The organism is Morganella sp. BCCO 40_0007 (genome assembly GCF_032989665.1).
Taxonomy (GTDB): Bacteria; Pseudomonadota; Gammaproteobacteria; order Enterobacterales; family Enterobacteriaceae; genus Morganella; species Morganella sibonii.
The window spans coordinates 54,644-75,431 of the sequence record NZ_JAVBIN010000009.1; the positions used below are offsets into that span (position 1 = coordinate 54,644).

Sequence of the window (20,788 nt, forward strand, 5' to 3'; positions counted from 1 at the left end):
TTACGGGGTCACGAGTGGCAAAACCAGCAAAACGCGCCTTTGTCTGTAATGAGTGCGGGGCGGATTATCCCCGCTGGCAGGGGCAGTGTACCGCGTGTCAGGCGTGGAATACCATCACGGAAGTCCGGCTGGCTTCCGTTTCATCTCCGGCGGCGCGCAGTGACCGTCTCAGCGGTTATGCCGGACAAAGCGGCATCAGCAAAGTGCAGAAGCTGTCGGAAATCAGTCTTGAGGAACTGCCGCGTTTTTCCACCGGTTTCAAAGAATTTGATCGCGTGCTGGGCGGCGGCGTGGTGCCGGGCAGTGCCATTCTGATCGGCGGTAATCCGGGCGCCGGGAAAAGTACTCTGCTGTTACAGACTATGTGTCAGCTCGCCGCGCAGATGAAAACCCTGTATGTCACGGGGGAGGAATCCCTGCAGCAGGTGGCGATGCGGGCGCACCGTCTCGGACTGCCGATGGACAACCTCAATATGCTGTCGGAAACGGCGATTGAGCAGATTTGCCTGATCGCAGAGCAGGAACAGCCGAAGCTGATGGTGATCGACTCCATCCAGGTGATGCACATGGCGGATATTCAGTCTTCGCCGGGCAGTGTGGCACAGGTGCGGGAAACCGCGGCTTATCTGACCCGCTTTGCCAAAACCCGCGGCGTGGCGATCATTATGGTCGGTCACGTCACCAAAGACGGCTCTCTGGCCGGGCCGAAAGTGCTTGAGCACTGTATTGACTGCTCGGTCATGCTCGACGGCGAGGCCGATTCCCGTTTCCGTACGCTGCGCAGCCATAAAAACCGCTTTGGTGCGGTGAATGAGCTGGGTGTGTTTGCCATGACGGAGCAGGGGCTGCGCGAGGTGAGCAACCCGTCTGCCATTTTCCTGAGCCGCGGGGATGAAATCACGTCCGGCAGTTCAGTGATGGTGGTCTGGGAAGGCACGCGTCCGCTGCTGGTGGAAATCCAGGCGCTGGTGGATCACTCGATGATGTCGAATCCGCGCCGTGTGGCGGTCGGGCTGGAGCAGAACCGGCTGGCGATCCTGCTGGCTGTGCTGCACCGTCACGGCGGATTGCAGATGTCGGATCAGGATGTGTTCGTCAACGTGGTCGGCGGGGTAAAAGTGACGGAAACCAGTGCGGATCTGGCATTGCTGCTCTCGCTGGTGTCCAGTTTCCGTGACCGGCCGATCCCGCGTGATGTGGTGATTTTCGGTGAAGTCGGACTGGCGGGGGAGATCCGCCCGGTACCGAGCGGCCAGGAGCGGATCTCGGAAGCGGCCAAACACGGCTTCAAACGGGCGATTGTGCCGAATGCTAACCGCCCGAAAAATCCGCCGCCGGGCATGCAGGTGTTTGGAGTGAAAAAATTATCGGATGCCCTGTCTGTACTGGATGAACTGGAATAAGTGAGGCAGCAGAGAATGACGGATTTTTCCTATCTGAAACAAGCGATTAAGCAGGCGGGTGTGACACTTCAGCAACTGGCGGATCAGTGCGGGGTGACCAAAGGGTATCTCAGTCAGCTGATTAACAACAAAATCAAAAGTCCCGGCGGCCAGAAACTGGCCAGTCTGCACAGCGCGCTGGGACTGGATTATCCGCTGAAGAAAAAGAGCGTCGGGGTGGTGTTCGGCAAGTTTTATCCGCTGCATACCGGGCATATCTACCTGATCCAGCGTGCGTGCAGCCAGGTGGATGAGCTGCATGTGATCCTCTGCCATGACGAGCCGCGTGATAAGGCGTTATTTATCAACAGTTCTATGTCTCAGCAGCCGACAGTCAGTGACCGTCTGCGCTGGCTGCTGCAAACGTTTAAGTATCAGAAAAATATCCGTATTCACTCATTTGATGAGCATGCTTATGACCCGTATCCGCACGGCTGGGAACACTGGAGTCAGGGTGTGTGCCAGTTTATGCGGGAAAAAGGGATCATGCCGGATTTTATTTATTCAGGTGAGAAAGCGGATGTGCCGCGTTACCGTGAATCGTTCGGTATCGAAACGGTGCTTATCGACCCGGAACGCACCTTTATGAATATCAGCGGACGGCAGATCCGTCAGGCGCCATTCCGCTACTGGGACTATATCCCGACAGAGGTAAAACCTTTCTTTGTGCGGACTGTGGCGGTGCTCGGCGGGGAATCCAGTGGTAAATCCACACTCGTCAATAAACTGGCGAATATGTTCAATACCACCAGTGCCTGGGAATACGGACGTGATTACGTGTTTTCCCATCTGGGCGGCGATGAAATGGCGCTGCAATATTCCGATTATGACAAAATCGCACTGGGACATGCACAGTACATTGATTTTGCAGTAAAATATGCGAATAAAGTTGCTTTTGTGGATACGGATTTTGTCACGACACAGGCGTTTTGCAAACGGTATGAAGGCAAAGAACATCCGTTTGTGCAGGCGCTGATTGCGGAATACCGCTTTGATCTGGTGATCCTGCTGGAAAATAACACACCGTGGGTGGCAGACGGGTTACGCAGCCTCGGCAGTGATAATGACCGCAAAGCGTTTCAGGATCTGCTTATCAGTATGCTGCGGGAAAACGGCATTAAGTTTGTCCATGTGACATCGGGGGACTATGACACCCGTTTTCTTGAATGTGTGGATCTGGTTCAGCATCTGCTGATGCTGGATACCCCTGAAATTCGTGACGGGGATCAGCAAAAATAAAGAATACAGAGAAAATTGAAAATTAATCGGGGTATTTCCGGGATAAATTATTTTTCTCTTCTATACTGAAAGAACAAGGACAACACACAGCGTCCGGCAGAATTCAGGGCAACAAAGGGAGGAAAGATGAAGAGTAAAGGATCCCTTTACTGATGGTGTTAACTGATTGATTTGTTGATCGGTTTTAGTGTTAGAAAGCGGTAAGTATGAAGTAGTAAGTCAGCTTCGGTTGTACCTTAAGTACCAGGTTCAATGTAATACCCGTAACAAAAAACACTCTTTTATCCATCCAACCAAAAATGCCGCGCGGTTCCTCACCGTGCGGCATTTTCCGTTATATGACCTACTTGGTCATACGTTTGTACTTGATGCGGTGCGGCTCCAGTGCTGCCTCGCCGAGAGTCCGTTTCTTGTAATCTTCATATTCACTGAAGTTACCTTCGAAGAACTCCACTTTCCCCTCATCCTGATAGTCGATGATATGGGTGGCGATGCGGTCAAGGAACCAGCGGTCATGGGAAATGACCATCGCGCAGCCCGGGAACTCCAGCAGGGCGTTTTCCAGTGCGCGCAGGGTTTCGATATCCAGGTCGTTGGTCGGTTCATCGAGCAGCAGCATGTTGCCGCCGACCTGTAACAGTTTCGCCAGATGCAGACGACCACGCTCACCACCGGATAATTCGCCGACACGTTTGCCCTGATCAACGCCTTTAAAGTTAAAGCGCCCGACATAAGCACGGCTCGGGATCTCAGTGGTGCCGATACGCATGATATCCTGCCCGCCGGAGACTTCTTCCCAGACGGTTTTCTTATCATCCATCGTATCACGGAACTGATCGACAGATGCGATGGTGACGGTATCACCGAGAGTGATCGTACCGGAATCCGGCTGTTCTTTACCGCTGATCATACGGAACAGAGTGGATTTACCCGCACCGTTCGGCCCGATAATCCCGACGATCGCGCCTTTCGGCAGAGAGAAACTCAGATTATCAATCAGAGTGCGGCCATCGTAGGATTTGGTCAGGTTTTCCACTTCCAGCACTTTGTCACCCAGACGCGGACCAGGCGGAATAAAGAGTTCGTTAGTCTCGTTACGTTTCTGGTACTCGACGCTGTTCAGTTCCTCAAAGCGGGCCAGACGGGCCTTGCCTTTGGACTGACGGCCTTTCGGATTCTGACGGATCCACTCCAGCTCTTTCTCGATAGACTTACGGCGGGCAGCTTCAGAAGAGGCTTCCTGCGCCAGACGGGCATCTTTCTGCTCCAGCCAGCTGGAGTAGTTGCCTTCCCACGGAATACCTTCACCGCGGTCGAGTTCGAGGATCCAGCCGGCGACATTATCGAGGAAGTAACGGTCGTGGGTGATCGCCACAACGGTGCCCTCGTAGTCGTGCAGGAAGCGTTCCAGCCAGGCAACAGATTCCGCATCCAGGTGGTTGGTTGGTTCGTCCAGCAACAGCATATCCGGTTTTTCCAGCAGCAGGCGGCAGATAGCCACACGGCGGCGCTCACCCCCGGAAAGATTACCGATTTTGGCATCCCAGGCCGGTAAACGCAGGGCGTCTGCCGCACGTTCCAGCTGGTTCTCCAGATTATGACCGTCATGAGACTGGATAATCGCTTCCAGTTCACCCTGTTCTTTGGCGAGTTTGTCAAAGTCCGCATCCGGGTCCGCGTACAGTGCGTACACCTCATCCAGACGGGTCAGGGCATTTTTCACTTCAGCTACCGCTTCTTCAACTGCTTCACGGACAGTGTGTTCCGGATTCAGTTTTGGTTCCTGCGGCAGATAACCGATGTTCAGGCCGGGCTGCGGGCGTGCTTCACCTTCAATATCGGTATCCACACCTGCCATAATGCGCAGCAGGGTTGATTTACCGGCACCATTCAGGCCGAGAACACCGATTTTGGCGCCCGGGAAGAAACTCAGAGAGATATCTTTCAGTATATGACGCTTCGGCGGCACAATTTTGCCGACACGGTGCATCGAATAAACGTATTGAGCCAATGTAGTCTACCTTTTTTCGTTGATGGGGCATCTGCGGGGCATTATGACTAAGTTTTACGTTTAGTTAAAGCCACTCCGGTGTCAGTATTGCCCGGTTGCCGGCAGTGACCGGCGGGTACAGCAGATCACGCATTCTAACATTGGCCTGATTTATTCTCACGATGATAGTGCCGGAGGCGGGATCCGTATCATAGCGGGACGGGACTGGTGTGATACCCCGCGCCGGAAGCTGCGGTTTTATAAAAAAAAAAGACGACCGGAGTCGTCTTAAATATCTTCACTTCTTATAGATATAGAGTTCGGGTTCCTGCTTACCGCAGCAAGCAGTATTTCAAATTGTTATCATGATAATTTTTAAATTGAAAATATTATATATCAATTGCATCTATGATACCAGATTATACAACTACTTATTGGCGGGTAATCCATCATTTATGGCATAGGGAATACACAATATGAATAATCAGACATATATTCTGAATAATATCATTTTTTAGTGTCTGGTTATCCGGTACAACGGTATGATTTGTGTCTGCTGAGCAGGGCACTTACACTGTGTATCAGGGTCTGAAGTATTTACAGATAAACGGGATTAAGGAGACAGGAGCAGATTATGAGGAAATGTACATGGCCGGGCGTGGCGGCCCTCAGCACGCTGATGTTTTCAGCACTGGCGTCAGCGGATTCACTGAGTGAGCAGCGTCAGCGCTATCAGGATGTCAAATCTGCGTGGGATGCCAATAATATGGCGGAAGTGGAACGCCTGATGCCGTCACTGCGGGACTACCCGCTCTATCCTTATCTGGAATACCGTGAGCTGACACAGGATATGAGCCTGCTGACAGCCGGTCAGGTGAAAACCTTTACGGATACTCATCCGAATCTGCCGTCAGCGGCAAGCCTGAAAAATAAATTTATCAGTGAACTGGCCAAACGCAATGACTGGCAGGGGCTGATCAGCTTCAGCACCACCGTGCCGAAACCGGTCAGTGCGAAGTGTGATTACTATTATGCCAACTGGCAGACCGGAAACCGTCAGGTTGCGCTCGACGGGGCAAAATCGATCTGGCCGGCAGGTAATTCTCTGCCGTCCTCCTGCGACAAGTTATTTGATGTCTGGGATCAGTCGGGCGGGCTGACACCGGAGCGTATCCTCGAACGTATCAGTCTCGCGCTGAAAAACGGCAATTCCTCTCTGGTCAGTTATCTGGCAAAACGTTTACCTGCTTCTTATCAGACTATCAGTAATGGTCTGATTAATTTACAGAAAAATCCGGCATCGGTAGTGACATTTGCACAACTGAGCCCGACCGATTTTACCCGTCAGGCCACTATTTCCGCGTTTTCCGCTTATGCCCGCAAATCACCGGATGCCGCCCGTGCGGATCTGAACAGTGTGGCGCGCGCCCAGAAAATGAATGACAGCGAGCGGCAGCAACTGAAAGATGCCATTGCATGGCAGTATATGGGAAGTGATGTCACCCCGGAGCAGGCTGCCTGGCGTGATGAGGTGATTCAGGAAACGGACTCGGTGACGCTGCGTGAACGCCGTGTGCGTCTGGCACTGAGCAACGCCGATGATCGCGATCTGGATCGCTGGCTGACCCGGTTACCGGCTGATGCGCAGCAGAAAGAGGAGTGGCAGTACTGGCGCGCCGTACTGCTGGAAAAAGGCGGTAATAAAGCGGCTGCAGATGCCATTCTGGAAAAAATCACACAGGGACGCGGGTTCTATCCGATGGTCGCGGCACAGCGTCTGGGTAAGCCGTATGTCATGATGATTAATGCGGCGGATAAACCGGATAATACGATCAGTAATCTGCCTGAAATTCAGCGCATCCGTGAACTGCTGTACTGGCAGATGGAGGGGCTGGCCCGTACCGAGTGGCTGAACCTGGTCAGCAGCCAGACACCGGCGCGCAAAGCGCAGCTGGCGCGTTATGCGCTGGAACAGGGCTGGGCGGATCTGAGTGTGCAGGCAACGATCAACGGCAAGCTGTGGGATCATCTGGAAGAACGCTTCCCGCTGGCCTGGCAGAGTGAGTTTGATGAATTCACACAGAATAAAAATATCAGCAAAAGCTATGCGATGGCGATAGCCCGTCAGGAAAGTGCCTGGAACCCGCAGGCGCGTTCACCGGTCGGTGCGACCGGACTGATGCAGCTGATGCCGGCAACGGCAACCCAGACTGTCCGCGACAACGGCATTACGGATTACAGCAATACCGCGCAGCTGGTTAATCCACGCAAAAATATTGAGATAGGTACGGCGTATCTCAACGGCGTGTATAACCAGTTTGGTCAGAACCGTATCCTGGCGAGTGCCGCTTATAACGCTGGTCCGAACCGGGTAACCCGCTGGCTGAGCAACAGCGGCGGACGGCTGGATGCGGTTGCCTTTGTGGAAACCATTCCGTTTGCGGAAACCCGGGGTTATGTGAAGAATGTGCTGGCGTTTGATGTCTTTTATCAGAACTTCCTGAAAGGGCAGCGCCCGGCGGATGTACTGACTCCTTCTGAACAATCCATGCGTTACTGATAGCCCCTTTCCGGCCCGGTTCAGCAGAAGACAGCTGCACCGGGCTTGTGTTATTCTGGTTGTACTAGTTAACGGGTACTTTTTGTACTCCCGATCCTATAGGGTGACACATGACAACAGACCAACTTCAGGACAGTGACTGGCAGCGCTTTGTCAGCCTGCTGCGTAACGCCTATTCACAGGATATTGAATCCCATCTTTTTCAGCTGCTGTTTACCCCTGATGAGCGCACGGCACTCGGAACACGCGTGCGGATCGTCGAGGAACTCCTGCGCGGTAAAATGAGCCAGCGTGAACTGAAAAGTGAGCTGGGCGTCGGAATTGCAACCATCACCCGCGGCTCCAACAGCCTGAAATATGCCCCGGAAGCGGTAAAGGCCTGGCTGGAGCAGGAGCTGCTCTCCGGTAAAAAATAGTTCAGGTATGCTGCCGCCGGTAAGCGGTCAGAGAAACGCCGGTCTCCCGTCTGAAATAGCGGCACAGATAAGACGGATCATTAAAATGCAGCTTATCTGCGATCTGTTCCGCAGTGAGTGTGCTGTAACGCAGCAGCGTTTTGATCTCCGGAACAACCCGGCGGTTGATCAGCGATTTGGGCGAATGATTAAAAAACGTTTTAGTCAGTTGTGACAGATAAAACGGCGTGATATTTAACTGCCGCGCATAGAACTGCACATCCCGGTGCTCCCGGCTGTGGCGGCAGATAAGCTCCCAGAACTGCCAGCACAGTGTCTCTTTTCTGCTGTATTTCTGTGTGGCGGCAAGGGCATCCGGCGGCATTCTTTCCGCTATCCGCAAAAACAGATTCTGTAAATGATTACGCTGCATGATATGCCGGTAAACCGGACTGTTGCGGGTGATGTCACGCATTTGTGCCAGCCACATCGACAGCAGCGGTTTTTCTGACGTCAACGGAATACAGCGCGGATATTCATGCAGAAACAGAAACAGCGGGTTAGGCAGAACATAGGCGATTTCGGCTGAAAAGGTCGCCGGGATCAGACAGTAAAATACCCGGAAACCCCGTGAGCGTTTTTTCAGCAGTGCAATAGTGTCTTCCGCCAGCACCAGAATATCCCCCGCCCTCACGGCATGAGGTTTAAAATTCAGTGTCATATTCGCGTATCCCGCCCGGCAGATCAGCAGGGCAAGATAGGCGCTGCCGAACGTCAGTGGTACTCCGCCGTGATCCGCCAGTGTGCTCTCTCCTGTCAGCAGTGTGTCTGTTTCTTCTGTTAATACCGGAACCTGTTCTGCCAGTTCACTGTCATGAGTTGTCATTTTTGCCATCCTGAAACAGATATAAGCGGAAATTTATCACAATAGTTTTCAAAAGTACCGAAAGTGCGGAGGTTTGTTGCTTACCGGATAACCACCGCCGGTTTACACTGCCTGCCATCACAGAGAGAGCCGGTATGGCTGAATGTATAACTGAAGTAAGGTAAGCAGTATGAAATTAGAAACAGAACGTATGATTTTGCGCCCGTGGGCAGAAACTGATGCCGCAGATTTATATGAAGTGGCAAAAGATGACCGTGTCGGCCCGATAGCAGGCTGGCCGCCGCACAGCTGCGTTGAGGAAAGTGCGGATATTATCCGTACCGTCTTTAACCTCGATGAGGTTTATGCCACAGAACTGAAGGATAGCGGACGGGCGGTGGGATGCATCGGGATTCTGATCGGTGAAAACAGCAACTTTGATATCAGTCAGCGGGAAGGCGAAATCGCCTACTGGATTGGTGTACCGTACTGGGGGCAGGGGCTGATTCCGGAGGCGGTCAGAGAGGTGATGCGCCATGCATTTGAAACGCTGGAGCTGGATGCGCTGTGGTGCGGTTATTTTGAAAACAATGAACAGTCGCATCGTGCGCAGGCTAAATGCGGATTCCGTCATCATCATACGGAAGAAAATAAATTCAATCAGTTCCTGAATGATTACCGGACTGAACATATCAGCCGTATTACGCGGGAAGAGTGGCTGGCACAGCAGTAACGGTGCCGGAAAGGTCACCGGGCCGGTTATCACCGGTCCGGTTATTCAGATCAGGATTCTTTGGTATTCAGGGATTTATAAATCTCATGCTGAATAGGCACCAGCGCCAGGATAATCGCCTGCTCATAGACACTGGTCCGGGTCAGTGCACCGCCGGTGAAGAAACCGATCGCCCCGCCTTTTTGTCTGATATCTTCGACCCCGGTCAGGTCAGCCATTTCATCACCCAGCTCACGGCCTTCGCGTATCCCCGCGAGAATTTTTTCCGGCAGCATCAGACTGGCGGAACGGGATTCCCCGCGCAGCTGGCGGTGTTCAATCACAATCCAGGCAAACGTCATATCGCCTTCAATACCCGCCTCAACACCAACCCAGAAATCTGCTTCCGGTCTGACCTGACGGGCGGCATTGACGCGCTGGCGGGCGCCGGTACGGGTTTCGGTATTCCCGATTGGCTGCTGCGGCACACTGCTGTCCACATTCACATCTTCAATATCAAAATTGCCGTTACCCAGTACCACTTCAAAAGCGGAACGGATAGCCTGAATTTTGGCCGGATTAGTCGTCGCTGCGATAATATGAAACATGATAATTAACTATCCACGTAATTTTGTTTGCCGCAGTATAGCGAATATTGACGGCTTTCCGCAGATTTTTTTAGACGCGGCTGCGCAGTGAAATTGTTTCAGGGAAAAGCGTGATCCCGGGAATGTTTTTACGGTATGGTAGCGGGGTAATCAAACTTTCACACAGTAAAAGCAGAGATTGATAGTTATGTCACAGGTATTTCTTGTCCGTCACGGTGAAACTGAATGGAACGTTCAGCGCCGTATCCAGGGTCATTCTGACAGTCCGTTAACCCAAAGTGGTATCGATCAGGCGAAGCAGGTTGCCGCGCGTCTGAAAAATGAAGGTATCACCCACATTATCGCCAGTGATCTGGGCCGAACACAACAGACCGCGAAACTGATTGCGGATGCCTGCGGCTGTGAGGTGATTGCTGATCCGCGTCTGCGTGAGCTCAATATGGGCGTGCTGGAAAAACGTCAGATTCATACCCTGACCGCAGAAGAAGAGAGCTGGCGTAAAAGTCTGCTTAACGGTACGGAAGACGGGCGTATTCCGGACGGTGAGTCTCTCGCGGAGCTGGAAAGCCGGATGCGGGCAGCGCTGGAAAGTACGCTGGATCTGCCGGAAGGCAGTAAAGTCCTGCTGGTCAGTCACGGTATTGCGCTGGGATGCCTGATTGGCTCTGTGCTCGGATTACCGGCTTATGCGGAACGCCGCCTGCGTCTGCGTAACTGCTCGTTATCCGTTCTGGAGTATCAGGAAAGCCCGTGGCTGGCGGATGGCTGGGTGGTTGAAACGGCCGGTGATACGACTCATCTGAGCCTGCCGTCGCTGGATGAAGTGCAGCGCTGAGTGATTCGGTGATATCAGACACCGCCGGGTGAACAAGACACCACCGGCGGCGGTGTTTGTTCTGCGGGAGTCGTTACTGCGGGTCACGTCTGACAGGAATATAGTATTTAAATTCCGCGATATGATGGCGAGGATCGGATTCATCCACATCTGCCACATCCGGATAACGGATGTCAGTCCCTTTTCTCAGCTTGTAACATTCAATGTCGTAGCCGCGACGGCGGGTGATCCCCAGGTGCGGTACACACTGACCGTAAATGGTGAACAGAAATTCCTGCATCGCCCCGCGGTAAGGAACACCGCTGAAGGTAAAGCAGAGATATTCCCCGCCCGGCATTTCTATTTCACGGACATTTTCTTCCGTGGTGAACGCGGCAAACTCGCTCTCAACAGCGGTGGTATAAGTAACCGTCTGCTCATCTTCCTTATCCGGGTTACGCGTTGTGCTGTACAGCCCGTAAACATAATCCGGAATGGTTTTCGCCACGGAAATATGATGCAGCCAGAATTCCTGACGCATATGCGTACAGGCGGTTGCCCAGTCCTCTAGGCGGTGCGAACAACTGTGTTCAATACCACTTACGGTACGTGCCGGGAGCGTGACAAACTCGTGTTCAGGCAGCGGTGTGTCATCCAGCCGGATAGCAGAGCAAATACCGTCAGAGCACCATTCGTCAAGACGGCGGTACAGTGCCGGTGTTTTATTAAACTGTTTCTTGAATGCGCGGGTAAAGGTTTGCTGAGAGTCAAAACGATACTGTAGTGCAATATCTAAAATAGGACGGGCTGTCAGCCGCAGTGCAATGGCTGCGCGTGACAACCGGCGGGCCCGGATGTATGCGCCGATGGCTTCACCGGTGACGTCCTTGAACATACGTTGTAAATGCCACTTGGAGTAGCCTGCCTTCGCAGCGACGTTATCGAGGGAAAGTGGCTGATCTAAATGCTCATCTAACCAACGGAGTAAATCACGAATGATGTTGGTCTGATCCATACATCTCCCTTATTGGATTGATGAAGTTCTGAAAGAGATATAACGAATTTATATTCTAACTTGAGTGATTATCAACGAGATAATCATTTACCAATTCTTACTTTTGGCCGGAAAAAATGTTTTAAGAACAGGGCGACTATCATAAACTGGTAACATGGATTATCTTTAAAATCATACAATTTTCAAATGGTTTTCTTGGGCTATTAAGATTATGAATCAGACTCGCCAGTCTATACTGGGAATTATTACAGCTATTTCATTGAGTTCGTTATCCTTTTTGAGCCATGCTGAAGAAGTAGGCTCTGTGGACACCGTATTCAAAATTTTGGGGCCGGACCATAAAATTGTGGTGGAAGCCTTTGATGATCCTGATGTGGAAAATGTCACCTGTTATCTGAGCCGGGCAAAAACCGGCGGGATAAAAGGCGGGCTTGGTCTGGCGGAAGATACCTCTGATGCCGCGATTTCCTGTCAGCAGGTCGGGCCGGTCACGGTCAGTGACAAAGTGAAAAAAGGCCGCAAAGATAAAGGTCAGGTGGTATTCCAGAAACGGACATCTATGGTATTCAAAAAGTTACAGGTGGTTCGTTTCTATGACGAGAAACGTCACGCGCTGATTTATCTGACCTATTCAGATAAAGTGGTCGACGGTTCACCGAAGAATGCCCTGAGTGCGGTCCCGATTATGCCGTGGACAAAGTAAGCGGATAGCAGGATCAAAAAATCCCCGGTGACGCAGAGCGGCACCGGGAATATCGTATGATGATACCGCAGCGGAAGATTACTCTTCGAGGTCGCCGCAGAACCGGTAACCTTCGCCGTGAATGGTGGCGATGATTTCCGGGGTATCCGGTGTGGACTCGAAATGCTTACGGATACGGCGGATGGTGACATCCACAGTACGGTCATGCGGTTTCAGTTCACGGCCGGTCATTTTCTTCAGCAGTTCAGCACGGGTCTGAATCTTGCCCGGATTCTCACAGAAATGCAGCATTGCACGGAATTCACTGCGCGGCAGTTTGTACTGCTCGCCGGTTGGTCCGATTAATGAGCGGCTGTTGATATCCAGTTCCCAGCCGTTGAACTTGTAACTTTCCACACTGCGGCGCTCTTCGCTGCCACCGGCCAGATTCATGGTCCGTGACAGTAAGTTACGCGCGCGGATAGTCAGTTCACGCGGGTTAAACGGCTTGGTGATATAGTCATCAGCACCGATTTCCAGACCGAGGATTTTATCTACTTCATTATCACGGCCGGTTAAGAACATCAGTGCCACATTTGCCTGTTCGCGGAGCTCACGCGCCAGCAACAGACCATTTTTTCCCGGGAGGTTGATGTCCATGATAACCAAATTGATATCATGGTCTGACAGTACGTTATGCATCTCTGCACCGTCAGTGGCTTCATGTACCACGTAACCCTCTGCTTCAAAAATACTTTTCAGCGTGTTACGTGTGACGATCTCATCTTCAACAATTAAAATATGCGGGGTTTGCATAGTCGCTACCTAAATTACTTAGAATAATAAGAAATCTGATTATCTGTTCGTGTAACCTGTTCCGGTATCGTTGTGGTTATGTCCGGTACATCACCACGAACAGAAAAAAATCTTGTTCAGACCGCATTTTAACAATCACTCAATTCAAAAAGTAAAGAATTGAAACGATTCGTACCAATATTAGTCTATTAACACCAATATAACAGCAACCCAATCATTTACCATCCGGAAATCTAACCTTTGTTGATACATATCAAAATCAATTGTAGCACGTTAACACTATTTTCAATTGTTAATTGCGGGTTTTAATGATTGTCAAATAAATAGAGCTACAATGTTAAGCATTATATCTGACTTGTCTGATTATTGTACATTTTTTTGCCGGATAAACCGTGAAAAACGTAACTTGCACGATAAAAGTGAAAAAATACAGAAATTCAGGGTTCTGTAAAATTAAATGCCGGTTGATGAGGCGATACCCGCGTTAATTTACCGTCATTTCTTTTTATTCTGATATGTGATCAGCTTCAAACTGTCTGATTCTGACGGCAAATATGAAGAATAATTTGACATCACACTGCCTTTCCTTTAACCGTAATAGGGTTAACCAGATAAATGACAGACAGGAACTCTATGCGTAATCACAGCCTGACCATGATTATTATTACGACCACCACCACCATTACCACCGGCGGTGCGGGCTGACGCATATCTGAAATCACGAAAAAAGCCCGCACAATTGACTGTGCGGGCTTTTTTTTTGGACTAAAAATGGCAGGAGCAGGTAACACATGCGTGTACTTAAATTTGGCGGAACATCCGTGGCAAACGCGGATCGTATACTGAACATCGCAGGAATCGCAGAGAAAAAACTCGCGCAGGGACAGCTCGCTATGGTGCTTTCGGCACCGGCGAAAATCACTAATTACTTAGTGGCGATGGTGGAGCAGACCGTCAGCGGGCAGGAAGCAAACACACTGGTACACGATGCCGCAGCTGTTCTCGGGGCGATTCTGGACGGGTTACGTGATGCCGTGCCGGGCTTTGAATACGACCGGCTGAAGCACGAAACAGAGCAGGAAATCAGCCGGATACGTCAGGTACTGCACGGCGTGTCATTGCTGGGGCAGTGTCCGGACAGCATCAATGCCAATATGATCAGCTGCGGTGAACGTTTTTCCATTGCCGTGATGGCATCACTGCTGAAAGCCCGCGGCCATAAGGTTACGGTGATTGATCCGGTGGTGAATCTGCTGGCATCCGGCGGGTATCTGGAATCCACTGTTGATATCCATGAATCAACAAAACGTATTGCCGCACTGAATATTCCGTCAGATCACATCATCCTGATGGCGGGATTCACTGCCGGTAATGAAAACGGTGAGCTGGTGGTGCTGGGGCGTAACGGTTCTGACTATTCCGCCGCGGTACTGGCTGCCTGTCTGCGCGCCTCCTGCTGTGAGATCTGGACTGACGTGGACGGTGTGTATACCTGTGATCCGCGCTTTGTGCCGGATGCCCGTCTGCTGAAAGGCATGTCGTATCAGGAAGCGATGGAGCTGTCTTATTTCGGGGCAAAAGTCCTGCATCCGCGTACTATCGCACCGATTGCGCAGTTCCAGATCCCGTGCCTGATAAAAAACACCCTCAATCCCGATGCGCCGGGTACACTAATCGGTGACGGCCAGCGTGACGACAGCCTGCCGGTGAAAGGGATCACCAACCTGAATAACATGGCGATGTTTAACGTCTCCGGGCCGGGAATGAAAGGAATGGTCGGGATGGCGGCACGCGTGTTTACCGTGATGTCCCGCCGTAATATTTCCATCGTGCTGATTACACAGTCATCTTCCGAATACAGCATCAGTTTTTGTGTGGCGCAGAAAGACAAGGCACGTACTCAGCAGGCGCTGGAAGAGGAGTTTTATCTGGAGCTGAAAGAGGGCGTACTCGACCCGCTGGATGTGCTGGATAACCTGGCTATTGTTTCCGTGGTCGGGGATGGTATGCGGACACTCAAAGGGATTTCCGCCCGGTTCTTCTCGGCATTGACCCGCGCCAATATCAATATCATTGCTATCGCGCAGGGCTCGTCCGAACGCTCAATCTCTGCGGTGGTGGATAATGATCTTGCCGCTGCCGGAGTCCGCCTGTGCCACCAGATGCTGTTTAACACCGACCGCATTGTGGAAGTGTTTGTGGTGGGAACCGGCGGGGTCGGCAGTGCGCTGCTGGAACAAATCCATCGTCAGCAGGCACGGCTGAAAGCCCGGAATATCGATCTGCGGGTCTGCGGTATCGCCAATTCAAAAGCCATGCTGACCAATATGCGCGGCATTGATTTACAGGACTGGCGTCAGTCGCTGTCACAGGCCAAAGAGCCGTTCAGTCTCAGCCGTCTTATCCGCCTGGAAAAAGAGTATCACTTCCTCAATCCGGTGATTGTGGATTGTACCTCGAATGAGGAAATCGCCCTGCAATATGCGGATTTCCTGAAAGACGGTTTCAACGTGGTGACGCCGAATAAAAAAGCTAACACGCTGTCCATGGATTATTACCATGAACTGCGCCGTGCGGCGGCATCCTCAAAACGCCAGTTCCGTTATGACACCAACGTCGGTGCCGGGCTGCCGGTGATTGAAAACCTGCAAAACCTGCTCAATGCAGGGGATGAACTGGTACAGTTCAGCGGCATTCTGTCCGGCTCGCTCTCCTTTATTTTCGGTATGCTGGATGAAGGGATGTCACTGTCTGAGGCAACGGCGGCGGCTAAAGCCAAAGGCTTCACCGAACCGGACCCGCGTGATGATCTTTCCGGGATGGATGTGGCACGTAAGCTGCTGATCCTCGCCCGTGAAGCAGGACTCTCTCTTGAGCTGGCGGATATTGAGGTGGATTCTGTGCTGCCGCCGGATTTTGATGCCTCGGGGGATGTGAACACCTTTATGGCGAATCTGCCGTCACTGGATGCAGCCTTTGCTGCGCGTGTGGCGAAAGCCGCAGAAGCAGGGCGCGTTTTACGTTATGTTGGCATTATCGATCATGGCCGCTGTCAGGTGAAAATCACGGAAGCAGACGGTAATGATCCGCTGTATAAAGTGAAAAACGGCGAAAACGCCCTGGCGTTTTATACCCGCTACTATCAGCCAATCCCGCTGGTACTGCGCGGTTACGGCGCGGGGAATGATGTGACAGCGGCAGGGGTGTTTGCGGACGTGCTGCGGACAATGTCATGGAAACTGGGAGTGTAAAACGTGATAAAAATTTATGCACCGGCGTCAATCGGGAATGTAAGTGTGGGGTTCGATGTGCTGGGTGCGGCAGTGTCTCCGGTCAGCGGGGCACTGCTTGGTGACTGTGTGTCCATCGCGAAAGCAGAGACGTTTTCACTCAGAAACAGCGGTCATTTTGCCGGTAAACTGCCGGTGAATCCGAAGCACAATATTGTATATCAGTGCCATGAGCGGTTCAGCGAGATCATTAATGACGATCTGCCGGTTGCCATGGTGCTGGAAAAAAATATGCCGGTGGGGTCAGGATTAGGTTCCAGCGCCTGCTCGGTGGTGGCGGCACTCGTGGCACTGAATGAATACACCGGCAGGCCGCTGGATGAGATGTCACTGCTGCGCCTGATGGGCGAGATGGAAGGGCGTATCTCCGGCAGTGTGCATTATGACAATGTCGCACCTTGTTTCCTGGGCGGGTTGCAGCTCAATATTGAAACCGGCGACAGCGTCAGCCAGACGGTACCGGGCTTTGAACACTGGTACTGGGTGATGGCGTATCCGGGCATTAAAGTCTCCACGGCGCAGGCACGGGCGATTTTACCGGCCACCTATTCACGGGCGGATATTGTCAGCCACGGGCGCAACCTCGCCGGTTTTATCCACGCCTGCCACACCGGACAGGCCGATCTGGCCGCCGCCATGATCCGCGATGTGGTGGCGGAACCGTACCGCCGTGAATTGCTGCCGAATTTTGATGCTGTCCGTGAGCAGGTACTTGCCCGCGGCGCGAAGGCATGTGGTATCTCCGGCTCCGGTCCGACGCTGTTTGCGGTCTGTGACAGTAAATCAGCGGCAGAGCAGGCAGCGGATGTCTTCAACACACAGTATTTGCAGAACAGCGAAGGGTTTGTCCATCTGTGCCGTCTCGATCTCAAAGGCGCACGTCAGATAAGTGCATAAAGGTAAAAAATGGAACTGTACAATTTAAAAGATGAGAGTGAGAAAGTCAGTTTTGCACAGGCGGTAAAACAGGGGCTGGGACGCGGACAGGGGCTGTTCTTCCCGCGTGAGATTCCGTTCTTTGATGCAACGGAAATGGATAAGCTGCTGGCGATGGATTTTGTCAGCCGCAGCACGGCCATTCTGCATGCACTGATTGGTGATGAGATTCCGGAAGCAGAGCTGGCAGCGCGTGTCCGTGCCGCCTTTGCCTTCCCGGCGCCGCTGAACCCGGTGGAGCCGGATGTGGCCTGTCTGGAGTTGTTTCACGGCCCGACACTGGCCTTCAAGGATTTCGGCGGGCGCTTTATGGCGCAGGCGCTGGCAGCGGTTGCCGGTGACAAACCTGTCACCATTCTGACCGCCACCTCCGGCGATACCGGTGCTGCGGTGGCACATGCTTTTTACGGTCTGAAAAATGTGCAGGTGGTGATCCTCTATCCGCAGGGAAAAATCAGCCCGTTACAGGAAAAACTGTTCTGTACCCTCGGCGGCAATATTTACACCGTGGCGGTGCAGGATGATTTCGATGCCTGTCAGGCGCTGGTGAAACAGGCGTTTGATGATGAGGAACTGAAACAGACGCTGCATCTGAACTCGGCAAACTCCATTAATATCAGCCGTCTGCTGGCTCAAATCTGCTATTACTTTGAAGCGGTGGCACAGGTTCCGGCGGAAAAACGCGGTGAACTGGTGTTCTCGGTGCCGAGCGGTAACTTCGGTGACCTGACCGCCGGAGTGCTGGCAAAAGCCATGGGTCTGCCGGTAAAACGCTTTATCGCTGCGACCAATGCCAACGACACCGTACCGCGCTATCTGGCGGACGGGCAGTGGAAACCGGCGGCAACCGTGGCAACGTTATCCAATGCCATGGATGTCAGCCAGCCGAACAACTGGCCGCGTATTGAAGCGCTGTTTGCACGCAAAGGCTGGTCACTGAAAGACCTGCGTTCCGGCGCGGTAAGCGACGATGAAACCCGCGAAACTATGCGTGACCTGGCTGCGAAAGGGTATATTTCCGAGCCGCATGCCGCGATCGCCTATCGTCTGCTGCGCAGTGATTTGCAGCCGGGCGAGTACGGTATTTTCCTCGGCACAGCGCATCCGGCTAAATTCCTGGAGAGTGTGGAAGCGATTCTTGATCGCAAACTGCCGTTACCGGCGGAACTGGCTGAGCGGGCTGATTTGCCGCTGCTGTCTGCGGTATTACCGGCGGATTTTGCGGCGCTGCGGGACTATCTGCTGAAGACGGTGAAGCCGTAACTTCCTGTCAATTATCACCAGTGTGATGATAACGGGTAAGAAAATAAAAAGCATACTGCGCCACGGATGGCGCAGCTGAATGACCCGGCTGTTATGCTGCGTGGTGTTCCGGCCGTGTAAACACCAGTTCCCGCTCACCGGACTGACTTTCGTCAAAACGGTAACCGTCGAGATTAAACTCCGTCAGCTGAGACGGCTGCGTCAGGCGGTTCTGAATAATAAACCGGCTCATCAGCCCGCGTGCTTTTTTGGCATAGAAACTGATCACTTTATACTTGCCGTTTTTCTCATCGAGGAAAACCGGTTTGATAATCACCGCATCCAGTTTCTTCGGATTCACCGCTTTAAAGTATTCATCAGAGGCCAGATTGACCAGCACATTATCACCCTGTGCAGCCAGCGCCTGATTCAGGTTATCCGTAATAATATCCCCCCAGAACGTATACAGATCGTTGCCGCGCGGATTGGCGAGTTTCGTCCCCATTTCCAGGCGGTAAGGCTGCATCAGATCCAGCGGGCGCAGCACGCCGTACAGACCGGAAAGCATACGCAGATGCTGCTGGGCAAAATCAAAATCGTCCTCACTGAAGGTTTCCGCCTGCATCCCGGTATAGACATCCCCTTTAAATGCCAGAATGGCCTGTCGGGCATTGTCCGGTGTGAAATCCGGCTGCCATTCCCCGAAACGGGCGGCATTCAGTCCGGCCAGCTTATCACTGATATGCATCAGTGAGCCGATATCCGCCGGGGTCAGTTTGCGGCAGGTTTCTATCAGGGTTTCTGATTGTGCCAGCAGCTCAGGCTGAGTATGGCGCTCAGTGGCTAACGGGCTGTCATAATCAAGGGTTTTTGCAGGGGAAATAGTCAGCAGCATAGTCGGCTCCGGTCTGGTGTTGTCATTCTCCGGTTACTTTAACAAAAAAAAGAGGATAACGGGCAAATCACTGTAATCGGTGACGGCGCACAAAACAGGAAACACTCCGGATAACAACGGAATAACGGCGGAGTAAAGGGAATGCGCCGGATTTTCCCTGCTTGCGCGGCGTGCTGTCCGTGATATTATCAAATGCAGTTGCGGCATATTGCCATCTGTACTCGTTATACTTCAGGGTTTCCGGGTGTTGACTACGCAAAGTTCACCGGCAGGCATCCCGAATTATTCCGGGTATCTTCTGACATAAGATGAGAGACGAAAATGACCGATAAATTAACTTCCCTGCGTAATCTGACCACGGTCGTGGCCGATACCGGTGACATCGAAGCGATGAAACTGTATAAACCACAGGATGCCACCACCAACCCTTCTCTGATCCTCAATGCGGCGCAGATTCCGGAATACCGTAAGTTAATTGATGATGCGGTAACCTGGGCGCGTGCACAGAGCGACTCACGTGAACAGCAGATTATCGATGCCGGTGACAAACTGGCGGTGAATATCGGTCTGGAAATCCTGAAACTGATTCCGGGTCGTATCTCCACAGAAGTGGATGCCCGTCTCTCTTATGACACGCAGGCAAGTATCGCCAAAGCAAAACGTCTCATCAAACTGTATAACGATGCCGGTATCAGCAACGATCGTATCCTGATCAAACTGGCCTCCACCTGGCAGGGTATCCGTGCTGCGGAACAGCTGGAAAAAGAAGGCATCAACTGTAACCTGACACTGCTGTTCTCCTTTGCTCAGGCGCGTGCCTGTGCGGAAGCAGGTGTGTATCTGATTTCTCCGTTTGTCGGCCGTATCCTCGACTGGTACAAAGCAAACAGCGACAAGAAAGAGTTCGCACCGGCAGAAGATCCGGGCGTGATTTCAGTGACTGAAATCTACAACTACTACAAAGAACACGGCTACAAAACTGTGGTTATGGGCGCAAGCTTCCGTAACGCCGGTGAGATCCTGGAACTGGCCGGTTGTGACCGTCTGACTATCGCCCCTGCACTGCTGAAAGAGCTGTCAGAAGCGACCGGTGCGGTTGAGCGCAAACTGGAATACAAAGGCGAAGTGAAAGCGCGTCCAGCACCGCTGACAGAAGCTGAGTTCTACTGGGGTCACCACAGTGATGCAATGGCGACTGAGAAACTGGCGGACGGTATCCGTAAGTTTGCGGTAGACCAGGGCAAACTGGAAAAAATGATCGCCGATCTGCTGTAATCGTTATAATAC

Annotated in this window: 19 protein-coding genes and 1 other annotated feature; of the genes, 12 read left to right on the top strand and 7 right to left on the bottom strand. The window is 52.3% G+C overall.

Annotation, left to right across the window (positions count from 1 at the left end; genetic code table 11):
• Window positions 1-14 precede the first annotated feature (14 nt).
• Together radA and nadR are read left to right on the top strand one after the other, a co-directional pair.
• The gene (gene radA / locus R5268_RS12105) at window positions 15-1,403 is read left to right on the top strand and encodes a DNA repair protein RadA (RefSeq protein WP_317419447.1); all 1,389 of its coding nucleotides are present in this window, start codon (window positions 15-17) and stop codon (window positions 1,401-1,403) included.
• 15 nt (window positions 1,404-1,418) lie between these two features.
• The gene (nadR, locus tag R5268_RS12110) at window positions 1,419-2,681 is read left to right on the top strand and encodes a multifunctional transcriptional regulator/nicotinamide-nucleotide adenylyltransferase/ribosylnicotinamide kinase NadR (protein ID WP_317419446.1); all 1,263 of its coding nucleotides are present in this window, start codon (window positions 1,419-1,421) and stop codon (window positions 2,679-2,681) included.
• A gap of 343 nt (window positions 2,682-3,024) precedes the next feature.
• Here nadR and ettA read toward each other — a convergent pair whose 3' ends face one another.
• Window positions 3,025-4,692 carry an energy-dependent translational throttle protein EttA gene (gene ettA, locus R5268_RS12115; protein ID WP_317419445.1) on the bottom strand — a complete coding sequence of 556 codons (1,668 nt, stop codon included), beginning with the start codon at window positions 4,690-4,692 and terminating at the stop codon, window positions 3,025-3,027.
• Window positions 4,693-5,305: 613 nt separating this feature from the next.
• Here ettA and sltY point away from each other — a divergent pair.
• A complete protein-coding gene (gene sltY / locus R5268_RS12120) occupies window positions 5,306-7,231 on the top strand; it encodes a murein transglycosylase (protein WP_317419444.1) in 1,926 nt (641 codons plus the stop codon).
• 110 nt (window positions 7,232-7,341) lie between these two features.
• The gene (trpR, locus tag R5268_RS12125) at window positions 7,342-7,647 is read left to right on the top strand and encodes a trp operon repressor (RefSeq protein ID WP_107680491.1); all 306 of its coding nucleotides are present in this window, start codon (window positions 7,342-7,344) and stop codon (window positions 7,645-7,647) included.
• A gap of 1 nt (window position 7,648) precedes the next feature.
• On the opposite strand, the gene R5268_RS12130 is transcribed toward trpR, so the two are convergent.
• Entirely contained in the window at window positions 7,649-8,512 is an 864-nt protein-coding gene (locus tag R5268_RS12130; protein WP_317419443.1) for an AraC family transcriptional regulator, read from the bottom strand.
• A gap of 169 nt (window positions 8,513-8,681) precedes the next feature.
• Between R5268_RS12130 and R5268_RS12135 the strand changes: the two genes are divergently transcribed.
• Window positions 8,682-9,224: a GNAT family N-acetyltransferase gene (locus R5268_RS12135; RefSeq protein ID WP_317419442.1), complete on the top strand. Its 543-nt coding sequence runs from the start codon at window positions 8,682-8,684 to the stop codon at window positions 9,222-9,224.
• 50 nt (window positions 9,225-9,274) lie between these two features.
• Here the strand turns inward: R5268_RS12135 and yjjX are convergent, their stop codons facing one another.
• Window positions 9,275-9,811, bottom strand: coding sequence for an inosine/xanthosine triphosphatase (gene yjjX / locus R5268_RS12140; RefSeq protein ID WP_004242112.1), 537 nt, complete (start codon window positions 9,809-9,811; stop codon window positions 9,275-9,277).
• Window positions 9,812-9,998: 187 nt separating this feature from the next.
• Here yjjX and gpmB point away from each other — a divergent pair, with 187 nt between their 5' ends.
• The gene (gpmB, locus tag R5268_RS12145; RefSeq protein WP_218454984.1) at window positions 9,999-10,646 is read left to right on the top strand and encodes a 2,3-diphosphoglycerate-dependent phosphoglycerate mutase GpmB; all 648 of its coding nucleotides are present in this window, start codon (window positions 9,999-10,001) and stop codon (window positions 10,644-10,646) included.
• A gap of 73 nt (window positions 10,647-10,719) precedes the next feature.
• On the opposite strand, the gene robA is transcribed toward gpmB, so the two are convergent.
• Window positions 10,720-11,640, bottom strand: a complete 921-nt coding sequence (robA, locus tag R5268_RS12150) for an MDR efflux pump AcrAB transcriptional activator RobA (protein ID WP_182106444.1) — start codon at window positions 11,638-11,640, stop codon at window positions 10,720-10,722.
• A gap of 211 nt (window positions 11,641-11,851) precedes the next feature.
• On the opposite strand from robA, the gene creA reads away from it, so the two are divergent.
• Entirely contained in the window at window positions 11,852-12,343 is a 492-nt protein-coding gene (gene creA, locus R5268_RS12155) for a protein CreA (protein ID WP_146257328.1), read from the top strand.
• Window positions 12,344-12,421: 78 nt separating this feature from the next.
• On the opposite strand, the gene arcA is transcribed toward creA, so the two are convergent.
• The gene (gene arcA, locus R5268_RS12160; protein ID WP_004237112.1) at window positions 12,422-13,138 is read right to left on the bottom strand and encodes a two-component system response regulator ArcA; all 717 of its coding nucleotides are present in this window, start codon (window positions 13,136-13,138) and stop codon (window positions 12,422-12,424) included.
• Between the two features lie 615 nt (window positions 13,139-13,753).
• Here arcA and thrL point away from each other — a divergent pair.
• The 4 genes from thrL to thrC all read left to right on the top strand — a co-directional run bounded on the left by thrL (window position 13,754) and on the right by thrC (window position 18,627).
• Window positions 13,754-13,843: a thr operon leader peptide gene (gene thrL, locus R5268_RS12165; RefSeq protein ID WP_071243218.1), complete on the top strand. Its 90-nt coding sequence runs from the start codon at window positions 13,754-13,756 to the stop codon at window positions 13,841-13,843.
• Window positions 13,785-13,900: a sequence feature (Thr leader region), on the top strand. It overlaps the preceding gene by 59 nt.
• A 29-nt stretch (window positions 13,901-13,929) precedes the next feature.
• Entirely contained in the window at window positions 13,930-16,389 is a 2,460-nt protein-coding gene (gene thrA, locus R5268_RS12170) for a bifunctional aspartate kinase/homoserine dehydrogenase I (RefSeq protein WP_112549991.1), read from the top strand.
• A 3-nt stretch (window positions 16,390-16,392) separates the two neighbouring features.
• Window positions 16,393-17,325: a homoserine kinase gene (gene thrB / locus R5268_RS12175; RefSeq protein ID WP_166706948.1), complete on the top strand. Its 933-nt coding sequence runs from the start codon at window positions 16,393-16,395 to the stop codon at window positions 17,323-17,325.
• Window positions 17,326-17,334: 9 nt separating this feature from the next.
• Window positions 17,335-18,627, top strand: a complete 1,293-nt coding sequence (gene thrC / locus R5268_RS12180) for a threonine synthase (protein WP_317419441.1) — start codon at window positions 17,335-17,337, stop codon at window positions 18,625-18,627.
• Between the two features lie 91 nt (window positions 18,628-18,718).
• On the opposite strand, the gene yaaA is transcribed toward thrC, so the two are convergent.
• Together yaaA and R5268_RS12190 are read right to left on the bottom strand one after the other, a co-directional pair.
• The gene (yaaA, locus tag R5268_RS12185) at window positions 18,719-19,501 is read right to left on the bottom strand and encodes a peroxide stress protein YaaA (protein ID WP_317419440.1); all 783 of its coding nucleotides are present in this window, start codon (window positions 19,499-19,501) and stop codon (window positions 18,719-18,721) included.
• Between the two features lie 67 nt (window positions 19,502-19,568).
• Complete coding sequence (locus R5268_RS12190; protein WP_317419439.1) at window positions 19,569-19,760, bottom strand: hypothetical protein; 192 nt, start codon at window positions 19,758-19,760, stop codon at window positions 19,569-19,571.
• 62 nt (window positions 19,761-19,822) lie between these two features.
• Between R5268_RS12190 and tal the strand changes: the two genes are divergently transcribed.
• A complete protein-coding gene (tal, locus tag R5268_RS12195) occupies window positions 19,823-20,776 on the top strand; it encodes a transaldolase (protein WP_182106454.1) in 954 nt (317 codons plus the stop codon).
• Window positions 20,777-20,788: the final 12 nt, after the last annotated feature.